Origin of the sequence: Flavobacterium flavipallidum, from assembly GCF_038289905.1 — a bacterium.
Lineage (GTDB): Bacteria > Bacteroidota > Bacteroidia > Flavobacteriales > Flavobacteriaceae > Flavobacterium > Flavobacterium flavipallidum.
Genome location: NZ_JBBYHU010000032.1, coordinates 1 through 12,898 on the forward strand (window position 1 = coordinate 1; position 12,898 = coordinate 12,898).

Below are 12,898 nucleotides of genomic sequence, written 5' to 3' on the forward strand. Positions count from 1 at the left end.
AAATGCAAAATTATTGGTCGTGTATTTTCTGTAATTAACAGACAAACTCCATACATAAACACCTATAAATTTGCCTGTTAATTTTTAAAATTTTACTTGTTTTTTATCATAGAATGCGCTAACAATACCACCAAAGGGAACAATGCGATAACTAGCATGGCTTTCATTCTTCCATCGTAAGGGCTATGCCCCTTATTGATAAAATGCACAGGAAACCAACCACCGCCAATACTTCCAACCATAGTCATACTATATAATACAGCCAATGGAAGTGTAATGTCAGTTTTTACCATTCCAAACTGAGCTTCCAAATATTTAGGCAACCAAAATAGAAAGAACCACCATATCCCATCAGTCATAAATTTTCCGAAAACAAAAGCCCAGGTTTGTTTGTAACTTAACAACTTAAACCAAGCTACTTTTTCCTCCTTTGACTGCTCTGTTTCATTAGATGCTACTTCACAGTCATGATGAATATAATCCAACTCGGCTTTTGACAATTTTGTTTGTCTTTCAGGCTTTTCATAAAATGCAAACCAAAAAAAGATCCAAACAAAGCCTATCGCACCCACCAATATAAATGCTGTTTCCCATCCCCACTTTACAGCAATCAAGGGTACAGTTACAGGCGCTAAAATAGCCCCTACATTAGAACCCGAATTAAAAATACCAGTAGCCAATGAACGCTCCTTTTTGGGAAAATATTCGGCTGTAGCTTTTATTGCTGCGGGGAAGTTCCCTGACTCTCCAAAACCTAAAACTGCTCTGGACAACATAAAACCCGCAATTGAAACTGGTACTGCTCCTATTCCAATCCAAGCCATAATATTTGAAAAAGTTAGTCCAACTTGTATAGAATAAGCGTGCATTATAGCTCCCAAAGACCATACAGTTATAGCAAGGATATACCCCCATTTAGTTCCCAGTTTATCTATTATTCTACCCGCAAACAACATAGATATAGCATAAATAAACTGAAAAACAGCTGTGATATTAGCATAATCACTATTGGACCAACCGAATTCTTCAGACAGACTTGGTGCCAAAAGACTTAATACTTGTCTATCCAGATAATTTACGGTAGTTGCAAAAAAAAGCAAACCACAAATCGTCCAGCGGTAATTTCCAATTGCTTGATTGGTTTTATTCATTAATTGTATTTTTTATTTGAATTGATTAAAGAAACAATATCCTTAAGCTGAATTAAATTAAAGTTGTGATGAGAGTTTTCTGAATATTAAAATAGTTTCTGGCGTTTTTATAACATATAGCTTCCACCATGTTTCCAATAAGTTTCATATTGTTTGGTAATTCTCCTTTTTCTATTTCATCACCCAAAACATTACACAAAATACGTCGGAAATATTCATGACGCGGAAAAGACATAAAACTCCTAGAATCTGTAACCATCCCTACAAATCGACTTAGCAGCCCGAAACTAGACAGCACATTCAGCTGTTTTTCCATTCCGTCTTTTTGATCCAAAAACCACCAGGCAGCTCCATACTGCATTTTTCCAGCAGTAATGCCATCGTTAAAATTAGCCGCCATCGAAGCAAACATTTCATTATCGCGTGGATTCAAATTATAAACAATAGTATTAGCTAATCCGTCATACTGGCTTAATCGGCCAAAAAACCTGCTCATGTTATCAGCCATATTCAAATCACCAATAGAATCAAATCCTTGGTCAGGTCCAATGTTGTGTAGCATTTTTGCATTATTGTTTCGGATAGCACCAACATGAAATTGCTGCGCCCAGGATTTTGCTTTGTTCATTAAAGCCAGTTCAAACAACACTGCCGATTTATACTTATTGATTTCAGTAATAGAGACTTGTTCAGCATTTAATCCTTTTTCAAAAATAGCTGCTACCTCTGCAGCGGTATAATCCTCCCCATAAAAATTAGCATGGCCATGATCTGAAATTCGGCATCCCATTTCGTGAAAAAAATCGTGACGATTTTGAAGTGCCTGAATTAAAGTTTGAAAATCGGTAATCAAATACCCCACACATTGCTCCAGTTTTTGAATCCAGGCAATAAATGCAGGCCCTTTCTCTATTTCTGTTGCTTTGTCCGGTCTAAACGAAGGTAAAACTGCTATTTCAAATTCCTCATCCCGAAGTTGCTTATGATAGCGTAAATCATCTGTTGGGTCATCTGTTGTTCCCACCACTTTTACATTCAACTTTCGAAGTAAATTACGAACACTATATTCTGGTTTTTTCAACAATTCATTGCATTGATTGTAAATAGCTTCTGCTGAATTTTCATCCAACAAGGTGGTGATTCCAAAATAATTCTTTAGTTCTAAATGAGTCCAATGATACAGCGGGTTCCTTAGGGTATAAGGAACCGTTTCTGCCCATTTATAGAATTTTTCATAATCACTTGCATCCCCTGTAATGAATTTTTCATTCACTCCATTGGCACGCATTGCCCTGTATTTGTAATGATCTCCATCAAGCCAAATTTGAGATAAATTCTCAAATTGTCGGTCTTCTGCTATATCTTTTGGGGACAAATGACAATGGTAATCAAAAATTGGTTGCGTTTTTGCAAACTCATGATACAGTTTTTTTGCCATTTTGCTATGTAGCAAAAAATCATCTGTAATAAAATTATTGTCCGTCATAGTATTACAAACTTCTTTCAATTCCCATTTCCAGACCACGTAATTCAGCCAAACCTCTTAAACGACCAATAGCTGAGTATCCCGGATTTGTTTTTTTCTTCAAATCATCCAACATTTGATGACCATGATCGGGACGCATTGGAATGATTCTATTGGTTTGTTTTTCCATTTTTATAATAGATTTAACCACTTCATACATATCCACATTTCCTTCTAAATGATTGGCTTCATAGAAATTCCCTTCTTCATCACGCTGGGTACTTCTCAAATGAATAAAATTCATTTTTTCTCCATTACGATCAATCATTCCTGACAAATCATTTTCGGCAATAACCCCATAAGAACCTGTACACATACAAAACCCATTGGATGGAGAATCAATTGCGTTTAGCAATTGCACTAAATCAGCTTCGGTACTTACAACCCTAGGTAAACCTAAAATTGGATAAGGAGGATCATCCGGATGTATAGCCATTTTTACGCCAACACTCTCAGCTACCGGTACAATTTCGCGCAGGAAATAATATAAATTTTCTTTTAATCTATTAGCATCGATACCATCATACCCTTGAAGTACTTTCAAGAAATCTTCTACAGAATAGGATTCTTCTGCACCTGGTAAACCAGCAATGATGTTTTGTTGCAATTTTACTTTATCAGCATCAGTCAACTTTTCGAAAGTAACTTTTGCTTTTGCTTTTTGTGCTTCTGTATAAGTTTTCTCTGCTCCTGGTCTTTTTAGAATGAATAATTCAAAAGCAGCAAATTCATTGATATCAAAACGCAGTGCTTTAGAACCATCTGGCATCTCATAAGACAAATCCGTTCTAGACCAGTCTAAAACAGGCATAAAATTATAGCAAACAATATGAATACCGCAAGCTGCCAGGTTTTTGATACTTTGTTTGTAGTTTTCTATGTATTTTAAATAATCGCCTGATTGTTTTTTAATATCCTCATGTACCGGAATACTTTCCACCACAGAAAAAGTCAATCCTGCCGCTTCCACTTCCTTTTTTCTCTTCATGATTTCATCCACTTCCCACACCTGTCCATTTTTAATGTGGTGTAAGGCAGTTACAATTCCGGTTGCACCGGCTTGTCTTGCATCAGCTAATTGTACAGGATCATTTGGTCCGTACCATCTCCATGTTTGTTCCATTTCTTTGTCTTTTAAATTGTTAAATTAGATACTTGTAGCTGCAAAACCACCATCAATATTAAGAACAGTACCTGTAACAAAATTGGACATATTACTGCATAAGAATAACAATGCACCATCTAAATCTTCAGGCACCCCAAATCTCCCCATTGGTGTATGGTCAATAATTTTTTCTCCTCTTTGTGTTAAACTACCATCAGGATTCAATAATAAAGCTCTGTTTTGTTCTCCAATAAAAAAGCCTGGTGCAATTGCATTAACACGAATTCCATCTCCATATTTACCTGCTAATTCAACTGCCAACCATTTGGTGAAGTTATCAATAGCAGCTTTAGATGCTGAATATCCAACAACTCTGGACAAAGGTCTTTGAGCCGAAGCCGAAGAAATATTAATCACAATTCCAGATTTTTGTTTTGCAAAAACTTCTGAAAAAACCTGAGAAGGCAAAATAGTACCAATGATATTCAAATCTAAAACCTTCTGCAAATGTGGCAACTGCATATCATAAATAGCCTGATCAGGCCCAATAGTAGCTCCCGGCATATTTCCACCTGCCGCATTAATCAAAATATCCAATCTGCCATATTTTTCAATAATAAAATCACGAGCTGCCTGAAGTTCTTCTTTATTCAATACATTGGCTTTAACAGCAAAAGCTTCTCCTCCATTTTTTTTAATAGCATCTACTGCAGCTTCAGCGCCTTCAATTGTTAAATCCATTATCCCTGCAATCACTCCATAATGTGTCAAAATACTAGCCATTCCGCCACCTAGAACACCAGCACCTCCGGTTATTAAAGCCACTTTCCCTTTCAATTCTGCAAATTCATTTGTTTTCATATAAATTGTTTTTATGATTTTTTATAATTTCTAAAGTTGATTTAAAGTCATTTTCAATAACTAAAAAATCTCTCATTATAAATAAACGTGGTAATCATAAGGCCTATTAACAATCAAAAACTAAAAAAAACTTTTATCTCGATTAAATAATTTATGATTCGTTTATAATATAATTTTAAAAAATGCTAACTGATATCCATGCATCCTGAGGCGGCATGCAAATAATTTAATATTAAAAATCTTTTAAGTTAATTTTAATTTAAATACTTTTGCAACCGGTTGCGAAAATATAAAATATCGGGAGATTAAAAAATTCTTTATTATGTTTTTTTAATAAAAGAAATGCATAATGAATATTTTAAGCACTCAAAAAAGATTATATTCTGATATAAATTAAAATTTTCATTTGAAATCACCATGATTCAATTATTAAGAATATAAATGAAGAATGGTGATTACATATTCCTTGAAAAAAAATATTAACTACAAATGAAAAAAGTAGTCACTTTTGGAGAAATTCTACTTCGTTTGTCTACAGACAGACACTTGAGGTTTGCTCAGGCTGAGTCCTATAAAGCAACCTACGGTGGTGGGGAATTTAACGTAGCTGTTTCGCTTGTAAATTACGGGATGAAGGCAGAATTTGTTACTAAAGTTCCTAATAATGAATTAGGGAGTTGTGCTGTTCATGAAATGCGTAAGCTTGATGTAGATTGTAATAATGTATTAAGAGGTGGAGACCGTTTAGGTATTTATTTCTTGGAAACAGGTACCAGTACTCGAGCAAGTAATGTAACTTATGACAGAGCAAACAGTTCTATGTCTACTTTGAAAAAAGGAGAATTTGACTGGAAAGAAATTTTCAAAGGAGCTACCTGGTTTCACTGGAGTGGAATTACTCCGGCGCTTTCTGAAACAGCTGCGGAAGCTTGTATGGAAGCCATCAAAGTGGCTCACGAATTAGGTTTAACAATTTCAACCGATTTGAATTACCGTTCTAAGCTTTGGAACTATGGCAAGCAACCTAAGGATGTTATGCCTGCAATGTTGAAATATAGTAACATTATTTTAGGTGATATCGATACGGCTAACTTTATGTTGGGTATAGATAAAGTGGATCCTGATTATCAGGAGGTTCATACTTTACCTTCTTTGTATAATGAGATTTTCAAACTTTGTCCTGAGTTAAAATACATGTCAACTACTTTGCGTTATTCTGTAAGTGCTTCTCACCAACGCATTGGTGGAATTCTTTATGATGGTAAAGAAGTTTACAAAGCGGCTGTCCAAGAAGTAACACCAGTTGTAGACAGAGTAGGTAGTGGAGATGCCTTTATGGGAGGTTTAATCTATGGTTTAAACGAAGAACCATTGGATAAACAAAGAGCGTTGAACTTTGCGGTGGCTGCTTGTTGTTTAAAACACACGATTTACGGAGATTATAATTTAATTACAAAAAGCGAAATTGAAAAATTACTTGATGGTGATTTCACAGGTAAGGTTTCTAGATAAAAAAAGATAAAATGGCTCAATTTACACGTATAGAAGTTGCAACTGCAATGAAAGAAACAGGGATGATTCCTTTGTTTTTTAGCAATGATTTGGAATTAAGTAAAAATGTTTTGAAAGCTTGTTATGATGGTGGTGCCCGTTTAATGGAGTTTACTGCCAGAGGAGATTTTGCTCATGAAGTTTTTGCTGAATTGACTAAATATGCTATCAAAGAATTGCCTGGAATGATTATGGGAGTTGGTTCAGTAACGGATGCCGCTGCTGCTTCATTGTATATGCAGTTAGGAGCTAACTTTATTGTTACTCCGGTATTCAGAGAAGATATTGCTATTGCTTGTAACCGTAGAAAAGTATTATGGTCACCTGGTTGTGGAACTTTATCTGAAATTGCCAGAGCTGAGGAGTTAGGATGTGAAATCGTGAAACTATTCCCAGGAGAAATCTACGGACCACAATTTATCAAAGGGGTTAAAGGACCTTGTCCTTGGACAAATATCATGCCTACAGGTGGGGTTTCTACTGAAAGAGATAATTTGAAATCATGGTTTGATGCTGGAGCTTACTGTGTTGGAATTGGTTCGCAGTTAATTTCTGCTTCAGTTTTACAAAGCAGAGATTATGCAGGGCTTACTCAAAAAGTAAAAGAAACTATACCAATTATTGCTGAGATTAGAAAAACTTAAAAAAGAGATGGATATGTTAAAAACCCCATATAAATCGTTTAAACAAGATGATTTATATGGGGGCTATAGATATTAAACTAAAAGTCTACCTGATAAAAAACTAAATATCTAAAACTCACTTTGCATAGCACTTAAAATTTCATAAGTCTTTAATTTATTTATTTCCTTTTTCAAAATCAGCAATAAATTGAGCTAATCCAATGTCTGTTAATGGGTGTTTCAATAAACCTGCTATTGCAGATAATGGACCAGTCATAACATCTGCACCAATTTTAGCACAGTTTACAATATGCATTGTGTGACGCACAGAAGCTGCCAAAATTTGAGTTTCGTAACCATAGTTATCATAAATATCTCTGATTTCCTGAATCAGGTTCAATCCATCAGTAGAAACATCATCCAATCTTCCTAAGAATGGAGAAACGTAAGTAGCACCAGCTTTAGCAGCCAATAAAGCCTGTCCAGCAGAGAATACTAAAGTTACATTTGTTTTAATTCCTTTGTCAGAAAAATATTTAGCGGCTTGAACACCTTCTTTAGTCATAGGCAATTTTACTACAATTTGTTCGTGTAATCCAGCCAACTCCTCCCCTTCTCTTACCATTCCTTCAAAATCCAAAGCATTTACTTCAGCACTCACGTCTCCGTCAACAAGGTTACAAATATCCACATAGTGTTTCAAGATGTTATCTTTTCCAGTAATTCCTTCTTTAGCCATCAAAGATGGGTTTGTTGTTACACCATCTAATACACCTAAAGATTGTGCTACTTTAATTTGAGCTAGATTAGCCGTGTCAATAAAAAATTTCATTTGTTTTATTTTTTAAATTTAATTTCATCAAAGATATTGTTTAAAAAAAATGTTACCGGTACTTTTAATTCGTACCGATAACATCAAACAACACATATCTAAAATGCTAACATTCGTTATGTTGAAAAAAGATTAAATATACTGATTGATAATATTTTCAAAAAGTTCTTGTTTACCACTTTGTAATTGTAGTTCTCCGTTTTCCTGAGCGATTTTGTATAAATCCTCTAAACCTAATTTTCCATTTTCGAAATCTTTACCTTTTCCTGAATCGAATGAACTGTATCTTTGAGTTCTTAATTTATCATAAGGAGAAGAAGCAATGATTTTATCAGCTGTTAGTAAAGCTCTTGCAAAAGTATCAGCACCACCAATGTGTGCTAAGAAAACATCTTCCATATCAGTTGAGTTTCTTCTGATTTTAGCATCAAAATTAACTCCACCACCTTGCAATCCTCCAGCTTTCAAGAATACCAACATCGCTTCGGTAATTTCCTGAATGTTGTTTGGAAATTGGTCTGTATCCCAACCGTTTTGGTAATCACCACGATTCGCATCTAAACTTCCTAACATTCCTGCATTAGCAGCTACTTCAATTTCGTGTTGGAAAGTATGTTGTGCTAATGTAGCGTGGTTTACTTCGATATTGATTTTGAAATCTTTCTCCAAACCATATTTATGCAAGAAACCAATAGCCGTAGCCGAATCAAAATCGTATTGGTGTTTCATTGGTTCCATTGGTTTTGGCTCAATGAAGAAATTTCCTTTGAATCCTTGAGCACGAGCGTAATCTCTTGCTTTTACTAAAAATTGTCCCATGTGATCTAATTCACGGCCCATATCAGTATTCAATAAAGACATATAACCTTCACGACCTCCCCAGAACACATAATTTTCACCACCTAAAGCAATTGTTGCATCCAAAGCTAATTTTACCTGTCCTCCGGCTCTTGCCACAACATTAAAATCAGGATTAGTAGCAGCACCATTCATATAACGTGGGTTAGAAAAACAGTTAGCTGTTCCCCAAAGTAATTTTGTCCCTGAAGCAGCTTGTTTCTCTTTTAAATACTCCGTAATAGTAGCTAATCTTTTTTCAGATTCTGCGAAAGTAGCCCCTTCTTGTACCAAATCATAATCATGGAAACAATAGTAATCAAATCCCATTTTAGTGATAAATTCAAAAGCTGCATCGGCTTTGTCTTTAGCTGCCTGAATTGGGTCAGTAGCTAAATCCCAAGCAAAATTTTGTGTTCCAGGTCCAAATGGATCAGAACCTTGTCCACAGAAAGTATGCCAGTAAGCAATTGAAAATTTAAACCAGTCTTTCATGGTTCTCCCTGCTACTACTTGATCTGGGTTGTAGTATTTAAATGCTAAAGGATTGTCTGATTCCTTTCCTTCAAATTTAATTTCGCCAATACCTTTAAAGTATTCTTTATTGCCTATTAATGCCATTTGTTAAAAAAATTATTTATTTGTTATTATTAATTCTAGTTCTTTTTTCCAGTTTTCATAAGCCTTTACATAAGGCTCTTTGTTTTGTAATGGCATATAAGTCATTACATGATCATTTTTTATAATGTTTTCACCAAATTTTTCAAAATCACCGTCAACCAGTCCAACCGCCCTTGCTGCACCAACTGATCCTGTAGTGTTATAAATTTCAATTTCATGACCAATTAGTGTAGCCACTGTATTCGAAAAAATCTCAGAACGGAATAAATTATCGTTTCCTGCACGAATAACATTGATTACCGAATTATCATCTTTTAAAATCTCCATTCCATACACAAATGAAAAAGCAATTCCTTCTAATGCCGCACGGTATAAATACTCATTGCCGTGTTTATTTAAATTAAGATTTAAGAAATGACTCCCTACATTTTTATTATTCAACATGCGCTCAGCTCCGTTTCCAAAAGGAATCACTACGACTCCATCTGAACCAATAGGTGCTTTAGATGCCTTACGATTCATTTCTTCATAAGAATCAGCATGACAATTGTTTTTTAGCCATCTAAATTGAATCCCTGCTCCATTGATACACAATAATTTCCCTACAGTAGGATTTTCATTGGTGTAATTCACATGTACAAAACTGTTTATCCTTGAAGTTTCCTTAGATTTCAACTGATCCGTAACCGCATAAATCACTCCTGATGTTCCTCCGGTTGCAGCAACTTCACCCGGTTTCAGAATATTAAGTGACAAAGCATTATTAGGCTGATCTCCTGCTCTGTACACCACTGGTATTCCAACAGGAAGTCCTGACTCTTTTGCACCTTTTTCGTTTAAAAAACATTGGTTGGTAAAGTTCTCTACAATTGATGGAGTTAAAGAACTGTCAATTCCATAATATCGCAACAACCAATCGGCAACTTCATTTTCTTTGTAGTCCCAAAGCATACCTTCAGACAAACCATTTTTGGTAGTGTTAATTTCAGCTGTTAATTTGAAGGCAATAAAATCACCTGGTAACATGTATTTGTCAATTTTATTATAGATTTCAGGTTCATTTTCTTTAACCCAAGCCAGCTTAGAAGCAGTAAAATTCCCTGGAGAATTTAATATATGTGTAGCACATTGTTCTTCACCTAAATCTCCAAAAGCTTTATCTCCAATTTCAACGGCTCTACTATCACACCAAATAATTGAATTTCGCAATGATTTCCCTTCTTTATCTACAACTACTAATCCGTGCATTTGATAAGAAATCCCCACTCCTGATATTTTAGAAGCGTCAATATTGGCTTCTTTTATGGCTCTTTTGGTTGCAATACAGCAATACTCCCACCACATTTCAGGGTCTTGCTCAGCCCAATCGTTATGAAGAGCCAATATGGCCATTTCCTCCTGTGGCTCATGGATTGCTACTATTTTTTTTCCTGTTGCTGCTTCAACCAAGGCTACCTTGACCGAAGAACTTCCTATATCATATCCTATATAATACATAATTTATAATGATTCTCTAATTATTAATTTTGTTGACACATAACACTGTATTGACTCTTCTTTTGTTATAAATTCAGCTCCTTTTGTACCTATTTCTTTAAAATCGGTCGTGATTACTGAGATCCCTTTGTAAACAAATTTTTTCATAGGAGTATCGTTATAGGACAAAATCCCTACCTCTTTTCCTGGTTCAAAATTTTTCTCACGGCATTGCTCTAAAAACACCCCTAACATTCGGTCACTCACACTGATATAAGCTTGTTTTTTTTCAATTTTAAATTCTTTGGGTTTCGTTATAATTTTATATTTAAAATTAAAATCAACACAAAACTTTTCAAAAAAATCAACACTCTCAAAAGGATGATTAGTATAATCTGGATAAACAAAATTGATTGCTTCGTATTTTCTAAATAAATGATTCGCTTCTTTCAGCGATTCGTAAAAAGCTTTTCCAAAATCCTGAAAAATAAAATTATTTTTAGGCTGTGCATTAATATTCCAGTCAATCAATAGTAATTTTTCATTTGGAATAGACGAAAGAGTAGCAGCTACTTCTTTATCATCAAAATTCATCACAACATATTTAAAGTATTTCCCAATACTATTATTGATAATTGTCTTGAAATCATCAATATTATAATGATGAAACTGCACATCAGTTATAATCGTATCAGGCAAATTATCTACAAAATAATGATACATAACTTCTTTATATGCTTTAAATGTATCTAAAACCAAAAGCACTTTTCTTGTTTTCCCAATCACAAAATAGCCCTTATTAGGAATTGACTCAATAACATTTTGCTCTTTTAAAATCGAATATGCTTTAAAAACAGTATCACGAGACAACTGATTATATTTACAAATACGATTTACCGAAGGCAAAGAATCTCCTACAGCAAGAATATTTTCACCAATACCACTATTGACAGCATTAACCAATTGTTGGTATTTTGGAATACCACTATCGAGATTAATTACAAAAACAAATTTTTTTTTATTCATTTATACTGTTCTGTTCTGGTATGTTAATAAGGCACGACTACACCTTATTTTCCCTTATAATTTGATAATTTAATTTCAAAAAATAACATATAAAAAATCAACACAACCGGTTGCTTTAAATATTTTTCAAATATATATATTTTTAATACAAATGCAATCAAATAATCTAGAAATTACAAAAAAAATTAAATAAAAAAAATGTATATTTGTTTCACACGCTTTAATATATGGAAGAAAATAAAGACATTACGATATACGATATTGCTAAAAAATTAAATCTAGCCACCTCTACCATTTCAAGAGCACTAAAAGATCATCCTTCAATTAGCGAGAAAACGATTAAAAAAGTAAAAAAAGCAGTCGAAGAAATGGGATATGTACCTAACACTTTGGCAGCAGGACTTCGGGGAAATAAAACCAATACAATTGGTGTTTTGATACCAACTATTACTCAACCCTTCCTTTCTTCATTGATTAGTGGTATAGAAATTGCCGCTCAAAAATCAGGATACAACGTAATTATCATGCAATCACATGATTCTTATGAAGACGAAGTTAGCTTAGCTAAATCCCTATACAGCAGCAGAGTAAGTGGAGTAATTAGTTCACTTGCCATGGAAACCCGCGATACTTCCCATTTTCAACAATTTGTCAGTAACAATATTCCTTTGGTGTTTGTTGACCGCGTACCCAAAAATTTCAATACGTTTCGTGTTATTATTGATAACTATGCAGCGGGATACAAGGCCACGAAACATCTTTTAGAACAAGGTTGTACACGTATTGCACATCTTACTGCTGGATCTGAATTTGGTAATTTGTATAGCGAAAGAAAAAGAGGGTATTTAGATGCCTTAAAAGACCATAATTTACCTCAAATTGACGAATTAATCGTGAATTTAAAAACCGTAACTTATGAAGAAGGAGCTAAAGCAAGTAATAAATTATTTGATTTAGAGCTTCGTCCAGATGGTATTTTTGCTTCTGGAGATATTATAGCGGTTAGTGCCATCCAAACTGCTAAGAAAAGAGGAATTAAAATCCCCGAAGAATTAGCCATTATTGGCTTTAATAACGACCCAATTTCCCAAATTATAGATCCCAATTTATCTACTATTACGCATCCCGCTGCCAAAATGGGAAAAGCATCGGCAGAGATTATATTAAAAAATATAAAATCCAATAAAAAGGATGAAGTCAAAGAAATCACTTTTTTAAATACCGAAGTACTCGTTCGAGAATCATCAAAAAGAATCTAAAAAACTAAAAAAAACCACGTTAAGCATAATG

At 34.3% G+C, this 12,898-nt stretch carries 11 protein-coding genes; 3 read left to right on the forward strand and 8 right to left on the reverse strand.

All coding sequences use genetic code 11. The features are described from left to right. Positions 1 to 92 precede the first annotated feature (92 nt). The 4 genes from AAEO59_RS13460 to AAEO59_RS13475 are packed head-to-tail and all read right to left on the reverse strand — an operon-like array spanning position 93 to position 4,642. Positions 93 to 1,151 carry an MFS transporter gene (locus AAEO59_RS13460; protein ID WP_341701272.1) on the reverse strand — a complete coding sequence of 353 codons (1,059 nt, stop codon included), beginning with the start codon at positions 1,149 to 1,151 and terminating at the stop codon, positions 93 to 95. 52 nt (positions 1,152 to 1,203) lie between these two features. Further along, complete coding sequence (gene uxaC / locus AAEO59_RS13465; protein WP_341701273.1) at positions 1,204 to 2,637, reverse strand: glucuronate isomerase; 1,434 nt, start codon at positions 2,635 to 2,637, stop codon at positions 1,204 to 1,206. Positions 2,638 to 2,641: 4 nt separating this feature from the next. Next, positions 2,642 to 3,799: a mannonate dehydratase gene (uxuA, locus tag AAEO59_RS13470; protein ID WP_341701274.1), complete on the reverse strand. Its 1,158-nt coding sequence runs from the start codon at positions 3,797 to 3,799 to the stop codon at positions 2,642 to 2,644. Between the two features lie 24 nt (positions 3,800 to 3,823). Beyond that, positions 3,824 to 4,642: an SDR family oxidoreductase gene (locus tag AAEO59_RS13475; RefSeq protein WP_341701275.1), complete on the reverse strand. Its 819-nt coding sequence runs from the start codon at positions 4,640 to 4,642 to the stop codon at positions 3,824 to 3,826. Between the two features lie 489 nt (positions 4,643 to 5,131). Between AAEO59_RS13475 and AAEO59_RS13480 the strand changes: the two genes are divergently transcribed. Then, a complete protein-coding gene (locus AAEO59_RS13480; protein WP_341701276.1) occupies positions 5,132 to 6,154 on the forward strand; it encodes a sugar kinase in 1,023 nt (340 codons plus the stop codon). 11 nt (positions 6,155 to 6,165) lie between these two features. Then, positions 6,166 to 6,837: a bifunctional 4-hydroxy-2-oxoglutarate aldolase/2-dehydro-3-deoxy-phosphogluconate aldolase gene (locus tag AAEO59_RS13485; RefSeq protein WP_341701277.1), complete on the forward strand. Its 672-nt coding sequence runs from the start codon at positions 6,166 to 6,168 to the stop codon at positions 6,835 to 6,837. A gap of 154 nt (positions 6,838 to 6,991) precedes the next feature. Here the strand turns inward: AAEO59_RS13485 and fsa are convergent, their stop codons facing one another. The 4 genes from fsa to AAEO59_RS13505 all read right to left on the reverse strand — a co-directional run bounded on the left by fsa (position 6,992) and on the right by AAEO59_RS13505 (position 11,608). Then, on the reverse strand, positions 6,992 to 7,648 hold the full coding sequence (gene fsa, locus AAEO59_RS13490; protein ID WP_341701278.1) for a fructose-6-phosphate aldolase: 657 nt from the start codon (positions 7,646 to 7,648) through the stop codon (positions 6,992 to 6,994). Between the two features lie 132 nt (positions 7,649 to 7,780). After that, on the reverse strand, positions 7,781 to 9,106 hold the full coding sequence (gene xylA / locus AAEO59_RS13495; protein WP_341701279.1) for a xylose isomerase: 1,326 nt from the start codon (positions 9,104 to 9,106) through the stop codon (positions 7,781 to 7,783). Between the two features lie 12 nt (positions 9,107 to 9,118). Next, the gene (locus AAEO59_RS13500; RefSeq protein ID WP_341701280.1) at positions 9,119 to 10,603 is read right to left on the reverse strand and encodes a xylulokinase; all 1,485 of its coding nucleotides are present in this window, start codon (positions 10,601 to 10,603) and stop codon (positions 9,119 to 9,121) included. Between the two features lie 3 nt (positions 10,604 to 10,606). Next, entirely contained in the window at positions 10,607 to 11,608 is a 1,002-nt protein-coding gene (locus tag AAEO59_RS13505; RefSeq protein ID WP_341701281.1) for a GntR family transcriptional regulator, read from the reverse strand. A 227-nt stretch (positions 11,609 to 11,835) separates the two neighbouring features. Here AAEO59_RS13505 and AAEO59_RS13510 point away from each other — a divergent pair, with 227 nt between their 5' ends. After that, positions 11,836 to 12,867, forward strand: a complete 1,032-nt coding sequence (locus tag AAEO59_RS13510; RefSeq protein WP_341701282.1) for a LacI family DNA-binding transcriptional regulator — start codon at positions 11,836 to 11,838, stop codon at positions 12,865 to 12,867. The last annotated feature ends 31 nt before the right edge of the window (positions 12,868 to 12,898 follow it).

Excerpts from the sequence above, each read along its gene's own strand:
- AAEO59_RS13475 (WP_341701275.1), bottom strand. The coding sequence starts at position 4,642 with ATGAAAACAAATGAATTTGCAGAATTGAAAGGGAAAGTGGCTTTAATA.
- xylA (WP_341701279.1), bottom strand. The coding sequence starts at position 9,106 with ATGGCATTAATAGGCAATAAAGAATACTTTAAAGGTATTGGCGAAATT.
- uxaC (WP_341701273.1), bottom strand. The coding sequence starts at position 2,637 with ATGACGGACAATAATTTTATTACAGATGATTTTTTGCTACATAGCAAA.
- AAEO59_RS13500 (WP_341701280.1), bottom strand. The coding sequence starts at position 10,603 with ATGTATTATATAGGATATGATATAGGAAGTTCTTCGGTCAAGGTAGCC.
- AAEO59_RS13510 (WP_341701282.1), top strand. The coding sequence starts at position 11,836 with ATGGAAGAAAATAAAGACATTACGATATACGATATTGCTAAAAAATTA.
- AAEO59_RS13460 (WP_341701272.1), bottom strand. The coding sequence starts at position 1,151 with ATGAATAAAACCAATCAAGCAATTGGAAATTACCGCTGGACGATTTGT.
- AAEO59_RS13485 (WP_341701277.1), top strand. The coding sequence starts at position 6,166 with ATGGCTCAATTTACACGTATAGAAGTTGCAACTGCAATGAAAGAAACA.
- AAEO59_RS13480 (WP_341701276.1), top strand. The coding sequence starts at position 5,132 with ATGAAAAAAGTAGTCACTTTTGGAGAAATTCTACTTCGTTTGTCTACA.
- fsa (WP_341701278.1), bottom strand. The coding sequence starts at position 7,648 with ATGAAATTTTTTATTGACACGGCTAATCTAGCTCAAATTAAAGTAGCA.
- AAEO59_RS13505 (WP_341701281.1), bottom strand. The coding sequence starts at position 11,608 with ATGAATAAAAAAAAATTTGTTTTTGTAATTAATCTCGATAGTGGTATT.
- uxuA (WP_341701274.1), bottom strand. The coding sequence starts at position 3,799 with ATGGAACAAACATGGAGATGGTACGGACCAAATGATCCTGTACAATTA.